The organism is Falsiruegeria mediterranea M17 (genome assembly GCF_900302455.1).
In the GTDB taxonomy this organism is placed as follows: Bacteria; Pseudomonadota; Alphaproteobacteria; order Rhodobacterales; family Rhodobacteraceae; genus Falsiruegeria; species Falsiruegeria mediterranea.
On sequence record NZ_ONZG01000017.1, the window covers coordinates 24,282 to 49,859 of the forward strand.

17 protein-coding genes are annotated in these 25,578 nt (G+C 60.3%); 4 read left to right on the forward strand and 13 right to left on the reverse strand.

Annotated elements, in window-relative coordinates; genetic code table 11:
• Positions 1-67 precede the first annotated feature (67 nt).
• The 5 genes from TRM7615_RS23330 to TRM7615_RS23350 are packed head-to-tail and all read right to left on the reverse strand — an operon-like array spanning position 68 to position 6,519.
• Positions 68-940 (reverse strand): glycosyltransferase family 2 protein, encoded by an 873-nt coding sequence (locus TRM7615_RS23330; RefSeq protein WP_165821513.1) that lies wholly within the window; start codon positions 938-940, stop codon positions 68-70.
• Positions 937-2,253, reverse strand: coding sequence for a lipopolysaccharide biosynthesis protein (locus TRM7615_RS23335; RefSeq protein ID WP_108792308.1), 1,317 nt, complete (start codon positions 2,251-2,253; stop codon positions 937-939). The genes TRM7615_RS23330 and TRM7615_RS23335 overlap by 4 nt, the downstream gene beginning before the upstream one ends.
• Positions 2,250-3,596 carry an O-antigen ligase family protein gene (locus tag TRM7615_RS23340; RefSeq protein ID WP_108792310.1) on the reverse strand — a complete coding sequence of 449 codons (1,347 nt, stop codon included), beginning with the start codon at positions 3,594-3,596 and terminating at the stop codon, positions 2,250-2,252. Before TRM7615_RS23340 ends, TRM7615_RS23335 begins: the two co-directional genes overlap by 4 nt.
• A complete protein-coding gene (locus TRM7615_RS23345; RefSeq protein WP_165821514.1) occupies positions 3,593-5,785 on the reverse strand; it encodes a GumC family protein in 2,193 nt (730 codons plus the stop codon). The genes TRM7615_RS23340 and TRM7615_RS23345 overlap by 4 nt, the downstream gene beginning before the upstream one ends.
• 47 nt (positions 5,786-5,832) lie before the next feature.
• Positions 5,833-6,519 (reverse strand): sugar transferase, encoded by a 687-nt coding sequence (locus TRM7615_RS23350; RefSeq protein WP_108792314.1) that lies wholly within the window; start codon positions 6,517-6,519, stop codon positions 5,833-5,835.
• A 209-nt stretch (positions 6,520-6,728) separates the two neighbouring features.
• Between TRM7615_RS23350 and TRM7615_RS23355 the strand changes: the two genes are divergently transcribed.
• A complete protein-coding gene (locus tag TRM7615_RS23355) occupies positions 6,729-7,913 on the forward strand; it encodes a glycosyltransferase family 4 protein (protein ID WP_108792316.1) in 1,185 nt (394 codons plus the stop codon).
• Positions 7,910-8,806: a sulfotransferase family protein gene (locus TRM7615_RS23360; protein WP_108792318.1), complete on the forward strand. Its 897-nt coding sequence runs from the start codon at positions 7,910-7,912 to the stop codon at positions 8,804-8,806. The genes TRM7615_RS23355 and TRM7615_RS23360 overlap by 4 nt, the downstream gene beginning before the upstream one ends.
• 7 nt (positions 8,807-8,813) lie before the next feature.
• Here TRM7615_RS23360 and TRM7615_RS23365 read toward each other — a convergent pair whose 3' ends face one another.
• The 8 genes from TRM7615_RS23365 to TRM7615_RS23400 all read right to left on the reverse strand — a co-directional run bounded on the left by TRM7615_RS23365 (position 8,814) and on the right by TRM7615_RS23400 (position 22,585).
• Positions 8,814-10,010 carry a glycosyltransferase family 4 protein gene (locus TRM7615_RS23365; protein WP_108792320.1) on the reverse strand — a complete coding sequence of 399 codons (1,197 nt, stop codon included), beginning with the start codon at positions 10,008-10,010 and terminating at the stop codon, positions 8,814-8,816.
• Between the two features lie 223 nt (positions 10,011-10,233).
• Entirely contained in the window at positions 10,234-11,904 is a 1,671-nt protein-coding gene (locus TRM7615_RS23370; RefSeq protein ID WP_108792322.1) for a thiamine pyrophosphate-binding protein, read from the reverse strand.
• Entirely contained in the window at positions 11,901-13,262 is a 1,362-nt protein-coding gene (locus TRM7615_RS23375) for an amidase (protein ID WP_108792324.1), read from the reverse strand. Before TRM7615_RS23375 ends, TRM7615_RS23370 begins: the two co-directional genes overlap by 4 nt.
• A 201-nt stretch (positions 13,263-13,463) precedes the next feature.
• Complete coding sequence (locus TRM7615_RS23380) at positions 13,464-15,881, reverse strand: FAD-dependent oxidoreductase (protein ID WP_108792326.1); 2,418 nt, start codon at positions 15,879-15,881, stop codon at positions 13,464-13,466.
• Complete coding sequence (locus TRM7615_RS23385) at positions 15,878-18,280, reverse strand: GcvT family protein (protein ID WP_108792328.1); 2,403 nt, start codon at positions 18,278-18,280, stop codon at positions 15,878-15,880. Before TRM7615_RS23385 ends, TRM7615_RS23380 begins: the two co-directional genes overlap by 4 nt.
• Positions 18,277-19,572, reverse strand: coding sequence for an aspartate aminotransferase family protein (locus TRM7615_RS23390; protein ID WP_235824195.1), 1,296 nt, complete (start codon positions 19,570-19,572; stop codon positions 18,277-18,279). Before TRM7615_RS23390 ends, TRM7615_RS23385 begins: the two co-directional genes overlap by 4 nt.
• The gene (locus TRM7615_RS23395; protein WP_108792330.1) at positions 19,569-21,041 is read right to left on the reverse strand and encodes an aldehyde dehydrogenase family protein; all 1,473 of its coding nucleotides are present in this window, start codon (positions 21,039-21,041) and stop codon (positions 19,569-19,571) included. The genes TRM7615_RS23390 and TRM7615_RS23395 overlap by 4 nt, the downstream gene beginning before the upstream one ends.
• On the reverse strand, positions 21,038-22,585 hold the full coding sequence (locus TRM7615_RS23400; protein WP_108792332.1) for a trimethylamine methyltransferase family protein: 1,548 nt from the start codon (positions 22,583-22,585) through the stop codon (positions 21,038-21,040). The genes TRM7615_RS23395 and TRM7615_RS23400 overlap by 4 nt, the downstream gene beginning before the upstream one ends.
• A 107-nt stretch (positions 22,586-22,692) precedes the next feature.
• Between TRM7615_RS23400 and TRM7615_RS23405 the strand changes: the two genes are divergently transcribed.
• Positions 22,693-23,568 (forward strand): LysR substrate-binding domain-containing protein, encoded by an 876-nt coding sequence (locus TRM7615_RS23405; protein ID WP_165821516.1) that lies wholly within the window; start codon positions 22,693-22,695, stop codon positions 23,566-23,568.
• Between the two features lie 102 nt (positions 23,569-23,670).
• Positions 23,671-25,560: a biosynthetic arginine decarboxylase gene (gene speA / locus TRM7615_RS23410; protein ID WP_235824196.1), complete on the forward strand. Its 1,890-nt coding sequence runs from the start codon at positions 23,671-23,673 to the stop codon at positions 25,558-25,560.
• Positions 25,561-25,578: the final 18 nt, after the last annotated feature.

Sequence of the window (25,578 nt, forward strand, 5' to 3'; positions counted from 1 at the left end):
TCCACGTCATGCACCCCTTTTTGAAACAGGCAAAATCATAGGAAAAAATCGAATTGCATGTCATCACTTAGTGCAACTCCAATATCCGGTTTGGATCACTGCGGCGACGCAAAACATCCCCCAATGCAATCAGATTGCCCTTCAACCGTCCCCGCCGGTCAAGATAGGGCGGCGGCTTAATCGCCCCAAACATGTTGGCGGCAATGTTTCGAGACATCAACCGCAAGGCATGACGCCACCCCAAGGTGCCCTTGCCCAACATATAAACGGGGTTCGCGATCTGCGAATATCCCAAACGTACACCAGAAGTGCGCCCGCGTTTGACGCCCAGGTGCACACCTTGCAATCCATCCGCGCGCACCACCCTGCCTCGTCGCGATACCCGCCGTGACAGGTCCAAGTCCTCCAGCCAACCATAAAGGGGAAGCGTCTCGTCAAAGAGCTCTGGCGGGGCTGTCACCCGCACCGCCATGTTGCAGCCATACCCCGAACGCGTGCCCACAGGCTGTGCTGATTGAGGTCCATTCGCTTGCCGCAAAATGTTCCGAGCTTCAGAGAACGTCAGACCAGGACCACGCGCCCCATCAGCCAGTACATGGCCCGTTGCGATCAGGATCGACGGATCCTGACCAAACACCCGCCGAAGTTCGGTGACATATCCATCCATGATCAAAAAATCATCGTCCAGGAACAGGACAATCTCGCCATCGACCGCTTGCTTCAATATCGTGTTGCGCTGCGCAGAGCTTCCTTTGGGTGAGGTGAGAACGACCATTTCAAATGGCATGTCGTCCGGTGCGGGACCCTCAAAATCATCAGGCGTCGCGATACTGAGCACGACCTTGTCAGGCAAATCGCTTAGCGTGCTCAAATGGTCCAGCATCTGCCTTAGAACAGATGCGCGCCCCGTCGTGGCGACACCTATCGTGACCGGTATCACCTTTGAGCCTCGTATGTATTCGACCATGCCAGGGAGTTGCCCACAATCCTGGATTTGCACCAAAGGGTCGCCACACAGGCCGCCCCCAATTGTGCACCGCAGGTCAGAACAAATGCCCAGCCCGCCCCCATAACTCCATATGCCGGGATAAGCAAAAAGCTTGCGCCCACACTCGCACCAAACGCGACACTGGCGATTGCAAACCGTATCCACAGCACCTGAGCCGCCGTAAGCAATGTGATCATGGGCGTGGCCAACAGCGTCAGCGAAGATCCCATCACGATGACGGTGAACAGTTCTCGCGCCGCATACTCCTGCCCGAAAACCAGCGTCAAAATCGGATCACCAAATACCCAAGCCACCCCTACTGCTGTCAAGGCAAGCGCCAAGGCCCCTCCGATCATCCACCGCATCAACCGGCGAAGGTTTTCGTGTTGCCCATCTCGAATGTACAGGCGCAACCGGGCCGATGTCGCGCTACCCAAGGTGTTCGCAACCATGTTCAAAGCGGTATGCACATACACCAACGCCCCAAACAGTCCTATCGCAGCCAGCCCAGCTGACCTTTCCAGGACAATGGACGGCACGCTGATCGCACCTCGTGACAGCAGGAGAGCCACCCCGACAGGCAACAACCACCACGCAAGGCGCAGCAACTTGCGATGATCCGTGTTCCAAAGGTCAGCCCAGGCGACACGCTGCCCCAACCGCTCCAGCAGTCGAAGGTCAGCGACGCGATAGGCCAACGCCCAGGCCACCGCCTGAAAACACAAGGCGATCGGCAGGTTCCGCCAGAACCAGAAAGCCACCGCAAAAGCAAGGAAACCAGCCGATCCGCGGACGAGGATGGACCAGGCAACAAAGTCCAGACGTTCGGCGCGCTGGAACATCCCGTGGTTCAGATCGGATTGGGTGCCAAAAAATCGAACCAATGCCAGCAGCACGAGCGAGTTTTGGACAATTCCACCCGCTTGCGCAAATACGGTAAAGGCTAGGAGCACAGTCAGAGCCAACGCCAGAATTCCACCCACAAACCGAAGCGCGACATAATCCGCCCGGGAATAATGGGTCAGGTCATCGACCGTATGAACCTCGCGCATTCCCAAAGAGGCCAGAAAAAAAAGTGGTGTGACAACGGCCGTGGCAAGCGCAAGCGCACCGACCTCTTCGATCTGACCCAAATGTGCGGTGACCATGATCATGCCCAGTTGCGTCAAAGCCAGATAGCCTCGCCCGACCAAGGCAAAAAACAGGTTGCTTCTCAGACGCGGCAACGGGGGTTTGGGGTCGATTTTGGGCTTTGCAACCTTCACGTAGACGCCATCCTGTAGATGGGCGTCAGCCTGAAAGCACGATCTCGCCCACGCGCGCGCCGGTTGGCCAGTACAAGGCCAAAAAACGCTCCAAACGCGATCCATTCGCCAAAGCCTGGGTGCCCCGCGTCCCCCGCAACCCACACCCGAAACAGCGGCATAAGAGGCAAGATCGCCACCCATTCCGCCCGCACAGGCAGCACCCAGTTGCTAGGAGCAGCCACAAGACGAAAGACAAAGAGAAGCCAGGACAACAACAATCCCAGATACGCAATCACCACCAAAAGGAAAGCCACCAACCCCGCGTGAAGCCACGCTCCAATGAACAGGTTGTGGACGATTTGCCCATTCAGCTCAACCAGACCTGAACCAACGAGCGGGCTTTGTTCGATGAGGCTGAAAGCCCAGGCATATTGGTCCAACCGACCCTCGGTCGATTGATCCTCGAACGACAATCTTGCCGCGACCTCGTCCATCGCCGCCGACCCGGCAGACAGGACAAGGATCAGAGCCAAGGCGCTAAGGATAATGACAGACGATTTCACATAAAATTCGCCTGGGCTACGAACGCCTCGGCAAACAAGGCTGATCCAGGCTGCAAACGGAATGCCAAGCGCAGCCATCAACAAGACCGAACGTGTGTTGAAGATCACAAGGGTCAGCAGCGTAACGAGCGTTACAAACCCACCGATGCGATCTGCACCGCGACCTGTGTATCCGGCTCGCATCAAGACCATCGCGACGAACATGCACGCGGCGACGATGTTCTTGTTCGAAGCAGGTACATCAACACCATCGGGCGCGACCATCTGAAACATCTCTCGCAGGAAATGGTAGAAGACAAACCCCAAGTCACCAGTCGACAGGAAACGCACCAGTGTGGTTGTCCAACTCAATCCGATTTGCCGCGCCAGATATTCGGTAAAGGCGAAAAAGCCAAAAATTGCCAGCATTCCACCCTGTCGCAAAACGCGCGCATCCGCCCGTGTCCCAGAAATCCCGACAGCCAATGTCAGGCCACAGGTCAGAAAAAAGACCTGACGGAACACCATGCCCTTGGTCGCCCCCCCGGCCAGATTGACCTGCAGCACGATCAAATAGAGCACATAAGCCACCAGCCACGGCAGGATCATCCGCAACAGCGAGTTGATACCGGTTGCCAGTTGCGTTGGGTGCAGGCAAAGCAGGGCGCCCAAAATCAAAGCCATCATGTAGGGCAGTCGCAGGTCGAACCCTCCGACCGACATCACAGGCACCCAGGTCAAAGTTACGGAAGCGATCACGGCCGTCACAACCAGACGCAAGAGTGTTGAGCTGCCCGGTTCCGCAACTCCGGCGCTCATGCGCGGCGTCCCCAATCCGAAATCGACGTGACTTTGCCACCACGCGCCCTGCGGCCGGCTCCAGCTCCTGAACGGCTGTACAGGCGATAGGTTTCGCCCAACCACGGATCTTCGTTCAACTCGCTGAAGTTCAAGACGACTCCGGCCAGTTTCTTGCGTGACAACCGCGTCAACGCGCGACGCGCGCCGTCAATTTGGGTCTGCCCCCAACGGACGGCAAACAAGATGCGGTCGCTATGGCGCGACAGAATTGCGCAATCAGCCACATTGGCTGCCGGTGGTCCATCAATGACGATAAGGTCATAGTCCTGTCGCGCTTGCTGCAGGAACTCGGACAGTTTCGGGGACTCCAGTGCATTGATCGGCATGTCGGTCAGAATGCCCGCAGGCAAGACATCCAACACGCCATCTTCGACATCTGTACTGGGTTGCCAATCTGCGCCTTGCAGAATGTCCGCCAACCCGGTTTCTTCATCCAACCCATACAGCTCGGACAGCCCGGCACGACGCAGATCACCGTCAATCAACAAAACCTTCTGCCCTGCAACGCTTCCTGATGTGGCCAAGGCCGCAGCGATCGACGTCTTGCCCTCAAACGGAGCTGTCGAAGCCAGATAGATCACCGGTGCCGTCCCGTCGTCATTGTGATCGGCACTGACTGAATATCGCAACGCTGCCACGGTTTCGGTGAACGGTGAGAGCGGCTCAGCCTCAATGATCTCGGGAATGGCCTGCCGTTTGTCCAGCTTGGGCAATTGCACCAAAATCTGAACCCCCAGTGCACTTTCGATCTGAGCAACCGTTCGAAATGTCGTATCCAGAGCTTCGCGCGCCAAACCCCAAAGAACTGCGATCATTGCACCAAACACGAACCCCAAGATGACGAACACCTTGACCGGGGGGTAGACCGGCTCCAATGGGGTTGTCGCACTGGTCACCACTTGTGTCCCGCTTGTCGAGAAGGAACTGAGCTCTTCGGCCAGGCCGGCATTGTCCAGATAACGTTGATACCGCAGACGATAGGCCTCGGCCACGCGTTCCAATTGTTGAAGATCGACGTTGTTGCGGATCTCAATCTTGGATTGACCGCTGGCTCTAAGCAGAGCCTCACCGAGCAGGCGGGCCCGGTTCTCCAAGGTTTCGACTTCGTTGCCAAGCACATTCACGATGCGCCGCACCTGTCGGTCGATCTGACGTTCGATCGCGGCCCGGGTTTGCCGCACCTGCTCCAGACGCGCGTTGTCCCCGCGTGACGTCGCACTTAGATCGCGTTCACGCAGCTCAACCTGAAACAACTGCTGGCGCAACTCGGTTAGAATTTCGGACGATTGCACCTCGGGAAGGTTCAGAATGTCGCCTCCAGCCTCAAGAAGGGTCTGAGCCCTCTCGAAAGCCGCGCGTTTCAAGGCCAATTCGCCGCGCGCTCGAACGAGCTCGGCGTTCAATTCGGTGATCTGCTGATCGCTCAACGAGGCACCGTCGGCCTCTCCTATCAGCCCATGCTTGACCCGAAAGTCCGTAACGGATTTCTCGGCGAGTTCGACCTCTTGCCTCAACTCTTCGGCCCGAGCATCGATCCAATCAGACATTTGCAGGGCATCTGCGCGACGCTGACTGATGCGCAGATCAACATATGTGGCCACCACGGCTTCGGTCACGCGGTGCGCAAGCTTGGGCGAGTTGGCCCGAATATCGATTGTAATGACATTGGTATCCCCTTCGCGGGATACGCTCAGAGCATCATCCAGCGCTTTGCGCGCGCTCAATGCCGCTGGGTCTGGTGCCCCTTCGGGCAAGGGGCCACGTCCCGTTTGATGGTCACTGGGCACCAGTTGCTTGATGTATCTGATCGCCAGCTCGACAATATTGGGAGGTTTGGATTGGAAAAACGGCTCAGACGTCAAATCCGCCTTTTCAACAACCTTGAGCAAAGTGTCATCTGCTTGGATCACCAGTATCTGGCCATCAACATAGCTGGTTCCAATCGCAGGAAAGGTCGGATTTTCCTCTTCGATCGGATTGGTTGCCGGGCGCTCGATCATCAGTTGTGCCGAGCTCTTGTAGAGCCGCTCGATATTGAGAGCCGCATAGAGCGCCGCGACGGCGCACAAAAGACCCAGAAACGCGATACGCCAGAAATGCCGTCGCGCGAACGACAGGGACTGGCGGAACAATTCTGCCAGCGTCATGTCTTGATCGGGGCCTCTTCTGAGCTCATTTCCGGTTCGATTTTCAGTCATTGTCCCTGCCATCGCACAACAACGAGGCTGGTCTTGAAGAGCAGCAATAAATCCCCGCCAAAACTTAGGTCGGCAAAATATCGTGCATCCATCTTGACCCGCTCCGCGTAACTGACGCGTCCGCGTCCGTGTACTTGCCAAAGGCCGGTCACGCCGGGCCTAAGAGCCAAGTATTTGGGAAGATGCCCAGCATACCGGTCCAATTCATCGACCGTCACCGGCCTCGGGCCAACAAGGCTCATCTCCCCTCGAAGTACATTAACAATTTGAGGCAACTCGTCCAAGCTTGTACGTCTCAGGAAACGACCCACGCGCGTGATCCTGGGGTCGTCAGTCAGTTTTTGCTGGGCATCCCACTCCTGTCTCGCCTTAGCGTTTTCCTGCAAATGTTGCCGGAGCAAGCGTTCAGATCCCACTTGCATGGTCCGAAATTTCAAACACTTGAACGCTCGCCCGCCGCGACCAACCCGCTCGTGCGAAAACACTGGTGGACCGCCATCGAGCCACACCAGCACCGAAATCAGCAGAAATACGGGAAAACAAAGAACCAATAAGAAAACTGCCAACACAATATCAAGAACACGTTTGCCGACCGCCCTATAGATTTGACTTCCAGTGGACGGAGCTACCTCGGTCGGACATACATGTTTGTTCAGCCAAGGCTGACTTAGATCGTCTTTCATCTTGAGAGTCCCCCAACTCTAAAGATTTCAATCAATGCGGCTTTGAACCTAGCACATTCGACTAAGATTGATCAGATTAAGAAGAAAATCATCGTCCGGGCGCTGGAAACAAACTGTTTCCGAGTAAGATTGCAGCAACAATTGCTACAGTTTCCACAACATTGTCGCGCCTTCCAAAACTCTGGGAAAGGTTTTGAAAAGGAAGAAGAATGGCTGATTCGGCGAGTGATCTGATTTTAGGACCACAAAAAGACACAACACCGAAGGGTTTGGCGACCCATGTTGTTAAGTCTGGAGAAAGGCTGGTGGTTTTGAACGTCTGCGAGACGGCTCAAGGCGGTGTCGGCCGATATCAGGACGCCTTGGCTGCTCTCGCGGATCACGGTTTCGAGCCACATGTTCTTCTACCTGATTCGGATATCGGGATACTGACCGACTCATCACGGGCCGCAACCTTTTCCCGCCTCAAACGTGGTCCACGTGCGATAATACAAATGATCCGCGTATTTCTGTCCGAGCGAAAAAGGCTGAAACCAGACCTCTATTTCTTCCACAGTACATTTACCCTACTGCCATTGCTGGCGCTTCGCCTGCTTCGGGATAAGACACCAGCGGTGTATTGCGCCCATTGCTGGGCCGCCAATTCCGATGGTCCTGACACGATGAGGAAACAGATTATCCGACTAATCGAAGGTCGCCTGTGCGGTTTGGCGGATCTGATCGTGAACGTTTCGCGATCAGACGCGGGTATCGCCCGCCAATACAAGTACCGTGGACGCCATGTTGTTGTGGAAAATGCAGTGACCGAACCGCGCTCAAACGCGACGGAAGATCTGTTCCCGCGTCCGTCACAAGACACCATAAATCTTCTCTTTGTTGGACGGTTCGACCGTCAGAAGGGCTTGGACATACTGCTCGACGCCTTCAGGCGGGCCCAAGACCAAAACCCTGCTCTGCACCTTCATCTTGTAGGAGAGCCGGTTCGCGGCGGAGAAGTTCCCCCATTGCCCCTAGGGACGACCCATCATGGTTGGGTCGCTCCAGATCAGATCGACCACTATTTTCGGTCCGCCGACTGCCTGGTCGTTCCCTCGCGATGGGAAGGCTTGCCATTGGTTATCCCAGAGGCATATCGGAACGGCACCCCGGTTCTGGCCGCACGCACCAGCGGAATGGAACATTTGATCGAAGACGGGCAAACCGGCAATACGTTCCCACTCGACAGCACCGCGCTTGCTGCGCTCCTGATTTCGCTAGAGCACTCTGTCTTGGCCCAAATGGGGCAGAATGCGCGTTTGCTGTACGAACGCCGCTTTACCATCGACCGCTTCAGCCGCGAAATGGCCGCGTATCTTCATGATCTGGTCTCGAGCAAGGCGGAGGCAGACAAATGACCAAGTCACAGGGCCTACCCTCTTTGATCATCGCGGGCGTGCCCAAGGCGGGAACGACCTCGGTCTTTGACTGGCTGAGCGCCCATCCTCAGGCACAAGGATCGACGTTGAAAGAGACCTGTTTCTTTGCCGATCCCGGCAGCCATGTCTTTCGATCCGATTTCAACAGCGATCAGGGTTTGGACACCTATCGAAGCGTCTTTCCGGCTGTTTGCACAGATGACACCTTGCTGTTCGAAGCAACCCCTTCGTATATCTACAGCGCCCGAGCTTTGGATCTGATCCCGAAATTGCCAAGCGACGCCAAATGCCTGTTCCTTCTGCGAGAGCCATCCGCGCAAGTACGCTCGACGTATCAATACTATCGCAATACCTGGTCCTATATTCCGGCCGAAATGAGTTTTGCCGAATACCTGATCGCAGTTCGAAACCTAAGCCATGAGTTCGGCGGCAACGAGTTGGCCCGCGACGCCTTGGTCAACGTGGATTACGCGACTTGGTTACGCCTGTGGCGCGCACAACTGGGACCCGAGCGCATGAAAGTGTGCCTGTTCGAAGACCTCAAACGCGATCCCGGTGCCTTTATGTCCGCTCTGGCCGATTGGTGCGGCCTGGCCCCCGATTTCTATGCGGATTTCGCGTTTCAAACCAGCAACCAGAGTTACGAGGTGGTCAATCGATCGCTGCATGGGCTGAACATGGCGGTGCGGGATCGCCTGCCCAAGGGGCGGCTGTATGATCTGGCGCGCAAAGCGTATCGGCGCCTCAACACCCGTCCCGTGGAAAGAGACGCGGACGAGCAGGAACTGCAGCGATTGAAGGAAGAATTTCTTCCCACCTATTCCGCGCTGGAAGACGAATTTGGGTTGGACCTGAGCCCTTGGCGCGATTGAGCCAGGATCACCCCAGCATCCCGTCATAGATCTCGATCAACCGCGAGAGATGTTGTTTGGGCGAGACCTGCGCCGCCAACGCGCTGCTGTCAAAGCGCCCGATCTGCTGCACCCGGCGCAAGCTGTCGGCCAAGGCCTCGATGTCTCGGCTGTCGTGAAGGATGCCGTTGACGCCATCCTTGACGACTTCGGCTGCAGCCGTCCAACGGCCACACACCACCGGAACCCCGCGCAAAAGCGCCTCGATCGGGACCAGCGGCTGGCATTCATACCACTGGCTGGGAAACACCAATGCCCGTGCCATGCCCAGTTCCACCTGAACCTGCTCAGCGTCGAGCCACCCGGTGATCCGGGCGTCAGGGTTGGCTTGCCGAATGGCCTGAGTTTCTGGGCCGTCGCCGACAAACACGGCCTGTACCCCGGCCAGACTGGCGGCCTTGGCAAATTGCAACGCGCCCTTTTCGGGTGAAAACCGTCCCACAAACACGAAATTCTCGTTCTGTGTAGCATCTACCTCGGGTCCGCCGACCTCAACCGGGTTGGGCAGACTGTGCAGGCGCGTCGATTTGGACAGAGAGGGCTGCATGGCCTGAAGCTGCGTTTTCGAAATATAGGCAACGTCGGTCAGCCCGCGAGGGATCAGCCCGGGCCCCCGCGCGACCGCCGACCGGGCCACGCGCCATACCTTGTGGCTGACATGGCGGGCGTCGCAGTTCACGGACAGGCACGCAGGCGACAATGGCCTGCGCGTACAGATCTCTTGCCGCCTGTAGTCGTAGAACCCGCCGTTGGGACAGGCGAGGAAATACTCGTGCATTGTATAAATCACCCGCAGCGGCCCTGACGCCAAGACCCGCCCCACCGAAGGAGACAGCGCCTTGGCCCAACCATGGCAATGGATCACTGAATTGGCCGGGTCCAGCTGCGCGACCTCGGTTCGGAGCGCGCGCAACGCCGTCCGGTTCCAAAGCCCAGTGGTCATGGCATTCATCCGACTGGGGTTATCCGCCAGCGTGTGCTGGTCCAGGCAGACGGTGCGGATGTTGCCATGGGTCAACTTCGGGTCCGGATCGCCCGAGGCGGCAAAGAACACCACCTGTACGCCTGCGTCGGCCAAGAGCCGCGCGCTGTCGATGGCAACCTTGGCCTGCCCTCCGTTGACGTCAGCAAAGTCGCCTACGATCAAAACGTTTCGAACCCGCATACGCCGAAATTTCTCCCCAGATCGCCTCTCACACTAGGTTACAGCGTCATGGCTCGGCAAGTCGCTGTCTTAGAGCTGCTACCGGGGTGCTCCCGCCCATCGTCTACCTCTCTGACGAGAGGTCTCCTCTGGTTGGGCCGGGCGCCGCGCTGCGCGCGGCGCCCGGCCCGCCTGTTGCCACCCGTCAAATCTCACACGATCGGAGGAAAACTTGCGTCTTCTTTCAGTCCTGATCGGTTACCTTGAAAAGATCCTTGCGTAGGGTCATCAGTGCCTTGGGGTCGATCTTGCCCTGGATAACGGTGGTCCGATTACTCTCGATGGCCCGCGTCAGCGCAGGGCCAACTTCGCCCGGCCCATCGATCCACATCCCCTGCCCGCCACACAGCTCTGCAAATTTGTCGAACCTGGGAGATTGGATTTCCGCCCCCAAGAGACGCCCACCATAGAACTCTTGCTGATAAGCCTTCTCGGCCCCCCAGGCCTCGTTGTCGAGCACCACGACAACGATGGGCAACCCATGCTGGATCGCGGTCTGGATCTCGATCATCGTATAGCCGATGGCGCCGTCCCCCATCACCGCCACTACGGGTCGGCTGGGCGCAGCCGCCTTGGCCCCGATAGCAGCCGCGAGGCCAAAGCCCACCAGCCCGAAGTCCAGCGGTGTGATCAGTGACAGCGGCGCGTAATGCGCCAACCGGTCGGCGGCCTGTAGGCAGGTGTTCCCGGTGTCGAGCGTGACAATCGCGTCTTCCGGCAAGGCTACACGCAGTTCAGCCAAGGCGCGACGAGGATGCATGGGCAGGGTCGCGATCTGTGCCTCTTCTTCGCGCTCGGCTGCCAGGCTCTCCATGTCGGTCTTGAAAGCCGCACGCCAGTCGTCAGCTTGCGGTTTTCGCGCCTGGTTCAGCAGCGCCTCGGTCGTAAGCCGCGCATCCGCCTGCACCGCAATCTCGACCGGAAAATAGCGCCCCACTGCAGATCCGTCGATGTCCACATGGGCGATGCGCGTCTCGGCCCCCACATAGTCGTTGGAATGAAAGGTCGAGTTGAAGCCAAGCCGCGCGCCCAGCACGACCATCACATCCGCCTCTTTCGTCAGACGGCTGGCCACCCGGTTGCCACGCGGCCCAGCCTGACCGGCAAACCACGGGTGGCCGTGGCGCATGACGTCGGCATGCCCGGTCGAAGCCACAACTGGCACCTCCAGTTTTTCGGCCAGGGCGGTCAGCGCCTCTCGCCCTCGGCCCCATTTGAACCCGCCGCCGGCAAAGATCACCGGGCGCTCAGCCCCAGCCAGCAATTCGGCGATGGCAGCAACATCGTCAGGCGCGGCAGGGCCCGGGCGGGCGATGTTTACCGGCTGCGGATCGTTTGCAGGCACCATCTCGGCAAACAGATCGCGCGGTACATGCAGAACCACCGGCCCCCGGCGGCCCGAGTTCGCCAATCGGATCGCATCCTCGAGCATCGCAGGCAGGCGCGCGGCGTCGCTGACCATGACCGAACGCTTGCTGATCGGCGAAAAGAGCGCGACCTGATCGACCTCTTGGAACGTGTCCTTGGCGTGATCGCAGCGACTTATTGCACCGGCAACCACCACCAGCGGCGAATAGGCCAGCTGCGCCTCGGCCACGGCTGTCACCAGGTTGACCACCCCCGGCCCGGCCTGCGCGCCAAGCACCACGCCCGGCTTACCGGTCATTCGCGCCCAGGCGTCCGCCATATGGCCCGCCGCGCGCTCATCCCGCGCGCCGACATAGGTAAGGGCGCCGTCCTTGTACATCGCGTCATAGAGCTCGAGCATCGACCCACCCAAGAGGCCAAAAACTGTGTCGATCCCGTTGGCCTTGAGAACGCGATAGGCCGCTTCGCCGCCGGTGATGTCTGTCATCTTATATCTCCTGAAACGGTGCGCTCGATCCACCTGGCAAAGCGCAAGAGTTTGGCATCGGACCCGCGGGGTCCGGTGATATGCAAACCGACCGGCATCCCGTCGCTGGAGGTACCGAAGGGGATTGAAATCGAGGGCAGCTCCATGACCGGCGTCAGGGTCACGCTGCGCCAGTCCTCAGGCAGATCGTGATCTGGTTGGTCGGCGGAAAAGGCAAGGCCGGTGGTGGTGGGCCAAAGGGCAAAATCATGAGCTTCAAAGAACCGCGCCGTGGCCTGCCATACCTGAGTTCGGACGCGGCGATAGTCGATGTAATCCTGCAGGTTCAGCCCTTCGCCTGCGGCGCAGGCCCTGACAAAACTGGGACTGGCCTGCGCCATGTCGGGCTGTATCGCGTCGCGGTATCCAAGCGCCGACAACCCACGGATCAGCCCGCCGAACGGCAACAGGGGCGCAAGGTCCGGCGCGTCCTCTTTGATCTGCCACCCCACCGCACGACAGAGATCCGCGACCGGCGCGATTGCGGCCTGAATCGAGGGGTCGACCGACGCCCCAAAAGGAGCCAAAGACAGTGCCAGCTTGCGCGGCTCAACCGGTGCGTTGAGTTTCGCAAGGCTTGGTGGCTCGAACCAATACCCCAATGGCTGCGCCATCGTGTTGCCTTGCATCACCTCAAGCATCAAGGTCAGGTCGCTTACGTTGCGCGCCATGGGACCGGGGATCGACAGACCGTCAAACGGAGTCGGGTTGGGGTCATAGGGGATCAGGCCCGATGTCGGGCGATACCCCACAACGCCACACCACGCCGCCGGGGTCCGGGTTGAGCCGCCCAGGTCGGACCCGTCCGCCAGCGGTGTCATCCCGGCCGCCAAAGCCGCCGCTGCGCCGCCCGAGCTGCCCGCGACCGTTTTGGCAGGATCGTGCGGATTGCGGGTGGTGCCTGAAACAGGGTTCGAGGTTTGGCCAGAGAAGGCAAATTCCGGCGTATTGGTCTTGCCAAAGATCACCGCGCCCGCGTCGCGCAGCCGTTTGACGTGCAGCGCGTCGGCATCTGGCACGTGGGTTTCAAAGGATTTGGAGCCATAGGTCGTGCGCAAACTTTTGGTTTCAAAAACATCCTTGATTGCGATCGGCACACCGTGCAGGGGGCCTGCAAACCGACCCTGCGCCGCCATGTGATCCAGCTCTGCCGTGCGGATCTGCGCCGCTTCCCAATCGAGTGTGACAAAGGCATTTACCACGCCATTCACGGCCTCGACCCGGTCGCGATGCGCAGCCAATACCTGTGTGGCCGTCAAGGCACCGGCGCGAATCTGCTGAGCCATGTCAACGGAGCTCAGGTTGGTGATATCGGTCATCTGGGCGGCCTTTCAGTGGTTTGGCCTGCCATCGGGATGGTAGGCGTGTCACCGGGACGATAAAAAACCGCGCCTGTGTTTTCGCCCACAAACCGACGCTCCGTTGGCTGCTCTGCGACCATACGCGCGGCTTGCAGGGGTCCCGACGGACGCAAGGCGATCACATTTGCAGTAGGAGGAACAAGGGGTGCCGTCATTGGATCAAGCATCTTGTCGGGGCCGCAGGTTGTCGGGATCAAACGCGGGTTCGTCTAGAACCGTCAGGGGATACTCCTGATTGAGCAGCAGAACGCTCAACCCACTACGCGGTGTCCCCTTGCGGACGAAAACAAACGCCAAGCTCTTACGCACGGTATAGCCATAGCCACCCGAAGTCGTCAGACCGACAGGCGCTCCGTCAAGCAACACCGCCTCGCCACCATGTACGTCGATATGGTCGCTGTGAACTTCGCAATACAGCAACTCCCACCCGACATGATCCTTGGCGGCCAGCGCCGCCTCCTTGCCGATGAAATCGCGCCCCTCGGATCGGAAGAACCGATCCAGGCCAACGTCGAACATGCCGATGTCGGTGGTCAGTTCACCGGACGCACGATAGGCCTTTTCCATGCGCAACCCGTTGAAGGCATAGCCGCCCAGATCGACCAGACCATGCGCCGCGCCGTCCTCATGCAATTTGTCATAAACCTCGGCGATGCGGTCCAACGGCAGGTGCAGCTCCCACCCCAGCTCGCCGGTAAAGGCCACACGCAGGGCGTAGCACGGCACACCGAAGACATCGATTTCCTGCCCCGACAGCCAGCGGAAGGCGGCGTTTGACAGATCCGCGTCGGTGGCTTGCGACAGGATCGCGCGCGAGGCCGGGCCAGATAGCGCCAACATGCCCCAATCGTTGGTCCGGTTGATCAGAGTGACGTCTTCGCCCGGCTGCATCTGGGATTGCATCCAGGCGAAATCGGGATTGGCGCGGGCGATCGGAGAGCCGGTGAAATAGCGCCCCTCACTAATCCGCCAGATGGTGATTTCCGTCTCGAACCGGCCTTGTTCGGTCAGCAGGTGGCACAGCCCAATTGAGCCATCCTTGGCCGGGATTCTATTGGCCGACAGACGGTCCAGCAGCTTGCCTGCATCGCGCCCGATGATCTCGAATTGCGCAAAGGCGCAGAGGTCGATGACACCGGCGCCCTCACGCGTGGCTTTGGCCTCAGCCATGGCGTTTGCGTGCCAGTTCTGGTGGCCCCAGCCGATCTGCTCGACCTCGCCCACCTTGCCAAAATAGCGCGGTCGTTCCCAGCCCGCGACCTCGCCAAACACTGCGCCGCTGGCAGCCAGACGGTCGTAGAGCGGGTGTTTGTTCAGCGGTCGCAAAGAATGGAACTGCTTGCCTGGACACGGCGTGTCATGGCGGCGCATGAACTCGTCCTTGGTGCGTTCCACGATGAAATGATCGGTGCTAAAGTCGCCATAGCGGCGCGGGTCCATCGAGCGCGTGTTGATCTCGGTTGCGCCGTGGACCATCCAATCCGCCAGCACCTTGCCCGCGCCACCACCCCAGGCAAGTCCAATGGACGACCCGCAGGACAGCCAGATATTGGGCGCACCACTTGGGCCAACCAGCATGCCGCCGTCCGGGGTGTGGGTGATCGCGCCGCGAACCACACGTTTGATCCCAAGCTCGGCCAGGATCGGCATCTTGTCGAAGGCAACCATGAGGAAATCACCGATCGAGTCGTAATCAGCCTCGAACAGTTCATTCTCGGCCGCCCAAGGCGCGCCCTGCGGCATTTCCCAGACGGTTGGGCAGACATGCCCCTCATAGATACCAATCAGCCCCGATTTCTGCTCTTGCCGGATATAGCCGCCAAAAGCGTTGTCGCGCATCACCGGCAGCTCGGGGCGGTCAAGGAACTCGGGCACAGTGTCGGTGACCAGATAATGATGCAGGCAGGAAACCGAGGGAATTTTCAGCCCAAACCATTCGCCGACCTGGTTGGCATAAGAGCCTGCTGCGATGACCACATGTTCAGCCAGCACATCGCCCTTTTCCGTGCGCAGCAACCACATGTCGCCCTTGCGCGAGGCGCCAATGACCCGGTTGTGCCGCTCAATGATCGCACCGCGCGCGCGGGTCGCGGCGGCCAGGGCCATGGTCACGCCCGAGGGGTCGATATGGCCATCCTCAAACGTCTGCACCGCGGCCTTGACGTCATCGACCTTGTAGAACGGGTTGCCTTTTGTGACCTCTTCAGGCCCCACAAGCTCCATCGGAAGATCCAGCAGTCTGCCGACCCCCATGATGGATTTCATCCAGTCGACCTCGTCGTCCGTGGTGGCGATACGAAAGCCGCCAACCTCATGCCAGCCGATGCTCTGACCCGTCTCCTTCTCAACCCGTTTGTAGATCTCGATCGAGGTCTTGTTGATCCACCCCGCAATCCGGCTGCCGACGGCATGGGCGATTTGGCCGGCTGCGTGCCAAGTCGAGCCGCTGGTCAACTCGGCCTTCTCAAACAGGATCGTGTCGGTCCAGCCATTTTCGGCCAACTGGAACTGGGCCGCGACGCCCATGATGCCGCCGCCGATGATGGCGACGCGGGTGGTGCGAGTGGTGTCGGTCATTGGAACGCCTCTTTGGCGGGTTTGCGTGAGATGCGGGCGCTGTAGCGGGTGCAGGCGATTTCGACTTCGAAGCCGGAGATGACATCGCCATCCTTCAGCCCCTCGGGGAGGGACGTGAGCATCGCCAACGCAACCGAGCGGTCAAAACGATAGCTCCAAGCGGCCGAGGTGATCTGCCCCACAACCTTGCCGTCGAAATAGATTGGCTCGTCATGGATAGGGATCGCGTCGGGATCATCAAACAGCAACGACACGATCTGGCGTTTGGACACGTGATCCTTCAGCGCCGCTTCACCCACAAAACTCGTGCCAAAGGCGCAGAAGGCGCAAAGGCCTGCCTCTGGCGGGGTGGTGCCGGGGGTCAGCTCATGACCAAAAGCACGGAACCCGCTTTCGATGCGTAGGCTGCCCGAGGCATATAGCCCCGCGTGACTGGCTCCCGCTTCGACCAGTGCCTCATAGGCCGCCATGGCCATGTCCGAGGGGATGTAAAGCTCGTATCCTTCCTCGCCGGTGAAACTCAGCCGCCCGGCCCAACCGCGCGCCAGCCCGATGTCGACCGGTGCAAAGTGAAAGCGTTTCAGCTCGGGCACCGGTGTGTTGCTGGTGGCTTGCAGCACCTCGCGCGCCTTTGCCCCCGCCAGCCCGATGATGGCGTAGCCGCTGGTGACATCGGTACACTCAACGCGGAAATCCCCACGTGTTTCGCGCATGCGCTTGAGGTCGCGCACAACCTCGCCCGCGCCGACGATGAGCAGATAGGTATCCAGCCCGTGGCGTTGCACGGTAAGGTCGCTTTCGACCCCGCCGCGTGTGTTCAGGATCTGGGTATAGGCGATGCGCCCCTCAGCGATGTCCATCTGTGCAGCGCAAAGGTGATTGAGGAAATCGCAGGCATCCGGCCCCTGCACCATGATCTTGCCAAAGGCGCTTTGGTCTAGAATGGCCGCACCGCTGCGGCAGGCTTCGACCTCGGCCGCGACTTGATCACGCCAGGCTGGCACACCAAAGCTCAGCGGCAGATGCGCCGCCTCGCCGCCGAAATGCACCGCGCGTTCCCAGCCGCCGCGGCTTTCGAACCGCGCACCGGCGGCAACCAGTCCCGCATGGATCGGCGAGCGGCGTTGGCCCCGTGCGGTGTCCATCGACCGACCGGGAAAGGGGTTGTCATAATGGCGGCCCAGAACCTCGGGGATGCGCGCCTTCAAAGCGCCAAGCACGTTCATCTCGGGGCTGAAACGGCGGATGTCGGCCTCGTTCAGCTCCATCGTCGGCTCACCTGCGATGATCCATTCCGCCATCGCCTTGCCCGCGCCCCCGGCCAGCGCGATGCCGGTGGAATTCATTCCGCCCATCAGGAACAGGCCCGGCACCTCGGGGCTTTCGCCCAGCATGAACTGGCTATCGAGCGTGAAGCTCTCAGGACCGTTCAAGAGCATCCGCACCTCGGCCTGCTCCAGCGCCGGAATGCGCCGTAAGGCGTTTTCCATCATCGGCATGAAGTGATCCCAGTCCTCGGCCAGCAAATCAAAGCTGAAGTCCTTGGGCAAGCTGTCGAGCGGCAACCCCTTGGCGTGCGGTTCAAAACACCCCACCAACAGCCCCTCGACATCGTCGCGGGCGTAAAGGAAGGCATCCTGATCATTCAGCGTCGGCAGATGCGCACCCTTGCCAAGCGCTTGCACCTCCGCCAGCGGTTTGGTCAGAATGTAGAAGTGCTCGCAGGCATAAAGCGGCATATGCGCGCCCGCCATCGCCGCCACTTCGCGGGACCAGAGGCCACAGGCGATCACAACCTCGTCGGCCTCGATCACATGATCGCCCACTTCGACGCCAGAAATGCGGCCTGCCTTCTTTTGCAGGCCGGTGACTGCGGTGTCCTCAAATATCTGCACACCCCGCGCCCGCGCGCCTTTGGACAAGGCCAGCGCCACGTCCGACGGGTTCACCCGCCCATCCGCGGGCGACCAGACCGCGCCGATCACGTCGTCGGTTTCGATCAGCGGCCACAACTCCTTGGCTCGGGCGCCATCGACCACTTCGGCCTCAAGCCCAAAGGCGCGGCCAAGCGAGACCTGCCGCTTGATATTGGTCAGCCGGCCCGGATTGGTGGCCAGGGTCAGCGACCCGGTCTGGGTCCAGCCCGTCGCCTGCCCGGTTTCGCGCTCCAGCTCTCCGTACAGGTCAATCGAGTAGTTGATCAGCTTGGTCAGCGTCGCCGAAGGCCGCAACCTGCGCACCAGACCGGCGGCATGCCAGGTGGTGCCGGATGTCAGCTTCGACCGCTCCAGCACCACGATATCTGTGCGCCCTTCGCGCGCCAGATGATAGGCAATAGAACAGCCAATGACGCCGCCGCCAATGACAACGGTTCGCGCGTGAGAAGGAAGCGTGCTCATGCCGCGATCACTCCGTTCATGACCAAATCGGCCAGGGTTTCGTCAAAGATTTCAATCGCCTCATCCACCAGCTCCGGCGTATGTGCCGATGAGGTCACGCAAGAAGTGAAGGACATGAAATCCACCCCACGCTCAAGCAATCCGTTGCGCAGCCCGTTCACCAACGGCGCAGGCACCGTGCGGATTTCAGCCGCGCTCAGCCCGTCGATGCTGCGACCGCCGAAGTAGAGGTGGCAGGTCGAACTGTCGCCATAAGCCAACGCGCTGATCTGGCGGCTTTCAAAACAACGGTTGATCCCGTCGCGCAGCCGTGCGGCCATGGCATCGGCTTGAGCTTGGACTTCGCCGGTTGAGAGCAGTTCCATTGCCGCGATTGCACCAGCCGCCACCAGCGGGGCGGCATTGAACGTACCCTTGTGGCTGACCGGCGGCGCAAACCCGCCACGCGGTTTACCAGGGTCGAGCAGCTCCATGATTTCGGCCTTGCCGCAGATCGCACCGCCCGGCAGCCCCCCAGTGACAATCTTTGCCAATGTGGTCAGATCCGGCAGCACACCATCACGCGCCTGCCGCCCGCCCGGCGACCAGCGAAAACCGGTGATCACCTCGTCAAAGATCAGCACCTTGTCCGTTTGCGTGGCCAGGTCGCGAATGCCTTGCAGAAACCCATCGGGCAGAGGAACCGAGCCATAGTTCGCACCCGACGCCTCGACAAAGATCGTGCCGATCTGGTCGTCCGCCAGCAGGTCGGCCACTGCATTCAACGACGACGGCGCGATCACGGTCAGATCAGCAATCGCCTGCGGCACGCCCAATGACGGCGCGCCTTCGAACCCTGGCTTGGCCCCTTTCAGCAGCATGTCGTGCCAGCCGTGGAAATGCCCGTCGATCCGCAGCACCTTGTCGCGCCCGGAATACGCCCGCCCCAATCGCAGCGCCAGCATCGTGCTTTCCGTGCCCGATCCGGTGAACCGCACCAGATCGGCCGAGGGCATCAGGCGGTGAATCCACTCGGCCCATTCGATTTCAAGCGCGTGGCAATCGCCGGTATAGGGCGTTCTGGTCAACTGCCCGGCCACCGCCTCTATCACTTGGGGACAGGAATTGCCTAACAGCTGGCTTGCTGCGCCAAGCTTGAAATCGATGTACCGTTTGCCTTCGACATCCCATTTCTCGGCCCCCAACGCCCGCGCGATGTAGCTGGGATGGGGCGTGCGATAACGCAACTCGTGGCTGACACCGCCGGGCATGACCCGGCGGGCGCGGTCGGCAAGGCTTGCATTGGTGATCATGAGGTCTCCCCATGGCTGAGAACGATGGATTTTTCCGCCAGATAGGCGCGCAGCCCCGACACACCCTTTTCGCGTCCGATACCGCTGTGTTTGACGCCACCAAAGGGCACCGTGTCGCCGCCCTGGAGAAAGCCATTGACGAAGACCTGTCCCGCCTCGACCCGGCGGGCAAAGCGCATCGCGCGACCGGTGTCGGCGGTATAGATACCCGCGACCAGACCAAAGGGCGTGCCATTGGCGAGACGCAGAGCGTCCTCTTCGGTTTCAAAGGTTTGCGTGATCAGGACCGGGCCAAAAACCTCGATCTGCGCGATATCCGAGGTCTCGGGCACACGGGTGAAAACAGTAGGTTCGTAAAACAGACCCAGCGGACAATCCGGTACATGTGCCCTCTGACCGCCAGTGACGCAGGTCAGCCCATCGGCCAAGGCGCGCGAGACGAACCCCTCAACCCGGGCAAATTGCGCCTCGGATATCAAAGGCCCCAGGTCAGGATCGGTCAGCCCGTGCCCCATGGTCATTTCGCGGGCCTGCTGTACCACGCGCTCCACCACAGCGTCGTGGATGTCCGCGTGACAAAGCAGCCGACTGCCTGCGGCACAAACCTGGCCTGCGTTGAAAAATATCCCGCGCGCGATACCTTTGGCAGCGGCGTCCAGATCCGCATCGGGCCAGACCACCACCGGGGATTTCCCGCCCAGTTCCAGCGTAACCCCTGCGACAGGGCCAGAGGCGGCCTGCATCACCCTGCGGCCTGTTTCCGTCGAACCGGTGAAGGTGACATGAGCGACGTTCGGATGAGCCGCCAGCGCCTCACCAACCTCGCCCGCGCCACAAATCACGTTGAATGCCCCATCAGGCACGCCCACCTCTAGCGCCAATTTGGCCACCATGAGCGTGCTCAGTGGGGTCAGCTCCGCAGGTTTCGCCACCACCGTCGCCCCTGCTGCCAACGCCGGAGCAACGCCGCGTGCCAAAGTCGAGATGGGATAGTTCCACGGCAGTATGTGGGCCGTCACACCGACCGGTTCGAGCAGCGTCACGGCCGTCTGATCAGGACCCAAAGGGATGGTGTCCCCGTTCAGCTTGTCACAGGCACCTGCGTAGAAGCGATAATAGCCCGCCGCCCGCAGCACATCTCGTCGCGCTTGGGACAGGGGTTTGCCGACGTTGACGCATTCAACCGCAGCCAACTCGTCCACGTGTGCCGCGATCAGATCAGCAAGGGCCATTAAAACTTGCGCCCGTTGCGCGGGCGGGGTGTCCGCCCAAGGGCGCCGGGCGGTCTGAGCGGTAAGAACCGACTGATCAATCTGGGCTAATGATGCATCACGCACTTCAGCAAAACTGATCCGCGCCGCCGGATCGACCAACTGCCGTGACAGCCCACCACCAGCATGACCAACGCCGCCGATCACCGCATCGGGCAGAGGGTCCAGATCAAAGGGATATTGCAGCCCGGCCATCATTCCGGGCGTCCAATCTGTGCCCGGCTGAGGCGGATGTTGAACCGCGCGCGCAGTTCCCGATCCAACGCGTCGGGAATATGCCCCGGGAAATGCTCGGCCATCAATGCGCGCGCCTTGTCACGGGCAACCTCGCCTATGGGGCGTGATCCACCCTCCTCCCATTCGCGCGGGGTGCGGCGATCGCCCAGGTGGGGATAGAAGTAGTCCGACTTCATCCGCGAGAATGTGTGGCGGTGGCCCAGATAGTGCCCCTCGCCCCGGCAAACTTCGGCAATGACATCCGCACCGATGTTCTCGGGCGTTACCTCGACTCCGCGAACGGTACGCAGGATGTTGCCCAGCATGTCGTTGTCGGCCACATAAGCCTCCAGCGAGACCCCAAGCAGGCTGGCCTGCATCCCGCAGGCCTGGGTGATCAGGTTCGATCCGGCATGCGCAGCAGAGGCCACAGCCAGGTTCTTCTCGCTGCCGAACTGCGCATCAAGCGTCTTGGCATCCGTGATCCCAGCGATGGACGAGGTCGGTAGATCATAGTACCGCCCCATCTGCGCCGCCGCCGCCATCAGGATCGCCTGCTCACCGCCCCCCGCGCACATCGATCCTGTGCGCAGATCCGCGACCAACGGTTTGGGCGCAAAGATCGCCGCCACGTTTGGATCGACCAACCGGGCAAAAACCAACCCTGCAAGCGTCTCGGCCACCGCCTGCACCAGAGATCCCGCAATGGTGGCGGGGCTTGTGGCCCCGGCCTGCCCGGCCGAGATCAACTGCACCGGGAAGCCCGCCAGGATTGCGGCCTCTAGCGTGTCGATCGCCTCTTCGGCAAAACGCATGGGCGGGACCACATGGCACACCATCACCGTCAGGAAGGGGCGCGCGCGAAAGGCCGCTTCGCTGCCCGCTATGGCATAACAAAGTTCGGCGAGTTGCGGGACATTTTCGGGTTCCGAGACAGAAACCGAGACGTGTTTCGACGTGCCCATCAAACAGGCATAGGCGGTGTTCAGGTCCATCTCGGCGGTGTCTTCGATATCGCGCGCCACGATCGAGCGGCTGAAATGGTGGATGTTCTCCATCGCGTCGCAAATCCGCGCCGCGTCATACAAATCGCGCACGGTGCCGTCGCGGTAATGCCCGTCCTCGATGTCAAAGACGCCCGGCGCCCCCCCGCCCGAGCTCATGTGGACGCGGGTGCCCGACAGGTCCAGGTCGTGCGCGGGATCCTGCCCGCACAGAACCACGTCCCGGCGCGCCTCGGCGATTGTCTTCCGAACAAGGGCACGGGGAAAGAGCAAGCGATGATCATCGGTGTAACTGCCGCCCGCCGCGCACACCTTGTCGATCATGGAGGGCGTCGCCTGGCTTAGCCCCAAGGTCTCGAGCAGCATCAGCACCGCCTCATCGACGTGGGCAATGTCAGCGTCGCTTAGCGGACGAAACCCGCCACCGTTCAACCCTGGCCAAACCGGGGGCGTTTCAACCTCAGCCTCGGCCTCAGCCTCGATCCGGGCAGTGCGCCCACGACGTCGCGGTCTTTGCGCCATGGCGCCTGTCTCCTCTTCCCTCTAGGGCAGAGGTTAGTGACCCCGCATTTTCTGTACAAAAACATGTTTCTCTTGCCATGGGTGAAGAAAACTCATTTATTCACCTCATGACCAGCCTCCCCTCTCTGCCCGCCCTGCGCGCGTTCGAGGCCGCCGCCCGCTTCGGCAGCTTTCGCGCCGCAGCCGAAGCGATCAACGTGTCCCCGACCGCAATCAGCCATCACATTCGTGGGCTTGAGGCGCATTTGAACGTGCAGCTGTTCACCCGCGAAACCCGCGCCGTGCATCTGACGGATGAGGGCACACGACTGGCCGACGGGTTGGGCAAAGCGTTCCGGCTGATCGAAACCTCGGTCGAGGCGGTGGCGCAGACCCCCGGCAAGACCAAAATCCGCATGGCCATGGGCCCCAGCTTTGCCACCCGTTGGCTATTGCCCCGGTTCGCAGCCTTTCACGAGGCGTTCCCGCAGGTCGATCTGGAGCTGGTTCAGACCCCGCTGCTGGTGTCACCGCAGAATGTGGATGCCGACATCTTCATCACTTGGGGCGACGGCGTCTTTCCCGGCATGATCGCTGATCCGCTGGTCAATGTCTTGACCGCCCCCGTTGCCAGCCCGGCCTTGATCGACCGGCTTGGCCGCCCGGAAACACCCAGCGACCTGCTGTCTTTTCCGCTCATCCATCAGCGCGACACCTTTGGGTGGTCGGCATGGTTTGCCGCCACGAACGTGAAAAACAACGATCTGACCGGCCCGATCATCGAAGACACCAACGTTGTTCTGCAGGCTGCCATTGGTGGTCAGGGCGTGGTCATGGGTTGGGTGCCGCTGATCGATTCCGAATTGGACAGCGGTAGCCTGATCCAGCTGTTCGATGCGGTACTCAGCGAACACCGTGCCTATTATCTGGTGCGCCGCACCTCGGGGTCGCAGACGCAGGAAATCGCAAACATCTGCGACTGGTTGATCCATCAGGCCGCCTAAGCGCAGGATGCAGCAGCCACAAGTTTTAACTTGGACGAATCGCGCGCCTCGCCTAAAGGGCGTCCACCTTTGACGAAACTCCTGCTGAATGGGTGTCTTTGATTGAAACAACCTCTCGACGAACCGCACATGGTCTATGGCGTAGACAAATGGGGCAAGGGCCTGATTGTGGTGACCGACGAGGGGGAGATCGGCTTGCGGAACCCGCTGGCCCCCGACGCGCCAGCCGTGAGCCTGCCGGGCATCCTGAGCGATCTTGACGAACGCGGGATCAAATCGCCCATGGTGCTGCGGGTCAGCTCGTACCTTGAGCACGAGATCGCACACATCAACGAAAGCTTTGCCAGCGCCATCGCACGCACGGGGTATCAGGGCGCCTATCGCGGTGTGTTCCCGATCAAGGTGAACCAGCAGGCGCAGGTGATCGACCGCATTGTCGAATTCGGACACAAGTACGACTACGGGCTTGAGGCAGGATCAAAACCCGAGCTGGTGATTGCGCTCGCCCATCGTCTGGCCAAAGAAGCGCTGATTGTCTGCAACGGCGTCAAGGATGCCGAATTCATCCAGCTGGCGATCCTGTCGCGCAAGCTGGGCTTCAACACCGTGATCGTGCTGGAAAGCCCGAAAGAGGCCGATACCGTGATCGAGGTCTACAAAGAGCTTGGGATCGAGCCTTTGCTGGGCGTTCGGGTAAAGCTGACCAACCAGATCAGCGGCAAGTGGGAAGAAAGCTCTGGCGACCGCTCAGCCTTTGGCATGAACACCGATCAATTGGTCGCTGTGGTGGACAAGCTGCAGGGCGCCGGGCTGCTGCATTGCCTCAAGCTGCAGCATTCGCACCTAGGCAGCCAGGTGCAGGACGTCAATGACGTGCGCCGCGCGGTGGGTGAGGCGTGCCGGTATTACACTGAACTGACCGCCGAAGGCGTGCCCCTGACCCATCTGGATCTGGGTGGCGGCATGGGCGTGGACTACACCGGCGAGAAAAAGGCGGCCGAAAACTCGATCAACTACACGGTCGAGGAATACTGCGCCAATGTGGTCGAGACCGTCAGCTATGCGATGGACGAGGCCGAGGTTGCCCACCCCACCATCGTCACCGAAAGCGGCCGGGCGGTTGTAGCGACCTCATCCATGTTGGTGTTCAATGTGCTCGAAAGCACGCTCTACGATGCGCCCAGCGCGCCAGAGGTTGACCCGGACGACAACCACCTGATTTCCGATCTGTCTGCAGTCGGTGGTTATCTGAAAGCTGAACGCCTGCAAGAATGCTGGAACGACGCCACATTCTACCGCAACGAGCTTCGCGCCTTGTTCCGGCGCGGCTACATAGACCTGCGCCAGATGGCACGGGGCGAACGCATCTATCTGAACCTGATGGCCCGCATCAAGGCGCTGGTGGCCGCGCAAGAGGGCGAGACGGATGTGGACGATCAGCTGGAGAAACTCGCCGACATCTATCACTGCAACTTCTCGCTGTTCCAATCTCTTCCTGACGTCTGGGCCATTGATCAACTGCACCCGATCGTGCCCTTGCAGATGTTGAACCAGACACCCGACCGCCGCGCAGTCCTGTCCGACATCACCTGCGACAGCGACGGCAAGGTCGACAAGTTCATCCTGGCCGATGGCGTGTCACCCTCGCTGCCGGTGCACTCGCTGCCCGAGGATCAGCCCTATCATCTGGGTGTCTTCTTTGTGGGCGCTTATCAGGAAACGCTTGGCGATCTGCACAATCTGTTCGGCGACACCAACGTCGTCACCATCGACCTCCGCACCGACGGCGGTTTCGACCTGCTGCACGAGCAAGAGGGCGATACGATCTCTCAGGTCATGTCCTATGTCGAGTTTGATCCAACCGATTGCGTCGCCGCCTTCCGCAAGCTCGTTGACGGCGCGATTTCCGCCGGTACGCTGAAAGCCAGCGAACGCAAGCTGATCATTGGTGCTTATCGCGACAGCATCAACGGCTATACTTACTACGAATAACCCCCATCCAGAGGAGAT

Excerpts from the sequence above, each read along its gene's own strand:
- TRM7615_RS23340 (WP_108792310.1), bottom strand. The coding sequence starts at position 3,596 with ATGAGCGCCGGAGTTGCGGAACCGGGCAGCTCAACACTCTTGCGTCTG.
- TRM7615_RS23345 (WP_165821514.1), bottom strand. The coding sequence starts at position 5,785 with ATGACGCTGGCAGAATTGTTCCGCCAGTCCCTGTCGTTCGCGCGACGG.
- TRM7615_RS23350 (WP_108792314.1), bottom strand. The coding sequence starts at position 6,519 with ATGAAAGACGATCTAAGTCAGCCTTGGCTGAACAAACATGTATGTCCG.
- TRM7615_RS23355 (WP_108792316.1), top strand. The coding sequence starts at position 6,729 with ATGGCTGATTCGGCGAGTGATCTGATTTTAGGACCACAAAAAGACACA.
- TRM7615_RS23360 (WP_108792318.1), top strand. The coding sequence starts at position 7,910 with ATGACCAAGTCACAGGGCCTACCCTCTTTGATCATCGCGGGCGTGCCC.
- TRM7615_RS23365 (WP_108792320.1), bottom strand. The coding sequence starts at position 10,010 with ATGCGGGTTCGAAACGTTTTGATCGTAGGCGACTTTGCTGACGTCAAC.
- TRM7615_RS23370 (WP_108792322.1), bottom strand. The coding sequence starts at position 11,904 with ATGACAGACATCACCGGCGGCGAAGCGGCCTATCGCGTTCTCAAGGCC.
- TRM7615_RS23375 (WP_108792324.1), bottom strand. The coding sequence starts at position 13,262 with ATGACCGATATCACCAACCTGAGCTCCGTTGACATGGCTCAGCAGATT.
- TRM7615_RS23380 (WP_108792326.1), bottom strand. The coding sequence starts at position 15,881 with ATGACCGACACCACTCGCACCACCCGCGTCGCCATCATCGGCGGCGGC.
- TRM7615_RS23385 (WP_108792328.1), bottom strand. The coding sequence starts at position 18,280 with ATGAGCACGCTTCCTTCTCACGCGCGAACCGTTGTCATTGGCGGCGGC.
- TRM7615_RS23390 (WP_235824195.1), bottom strand. The coding sequence starts at position 19,572 with ATGATCACCAATGCAAGCCTTGCCGACCGCGCCCGCCGGGTCATGCCC.
- TRM7615_RS23395 (WP_108792330.1), bottom strand. The coding sequence starts at position 21,041 with ATGATGGCCGGGCTGCAATATCCCTTTGATCTGGACCCTCTGCCCGAT.
- TRM7615_RS23400 (WP_108792332.1), bottom strand. The coding sequence starts at position 22,585 with ATGGCGCAAAGACCGCGACGTCGTGGGCGCACTGCCCGGATCGAGGCT.
- TRM7615_RS23405 (WP_165821516.1), top strand. The coding sequence starts at position 22,693 with ATGACCAGCCTCCCCTCTCTGCCCGCCCTGCGCGCGTTCGAGGCCGCC.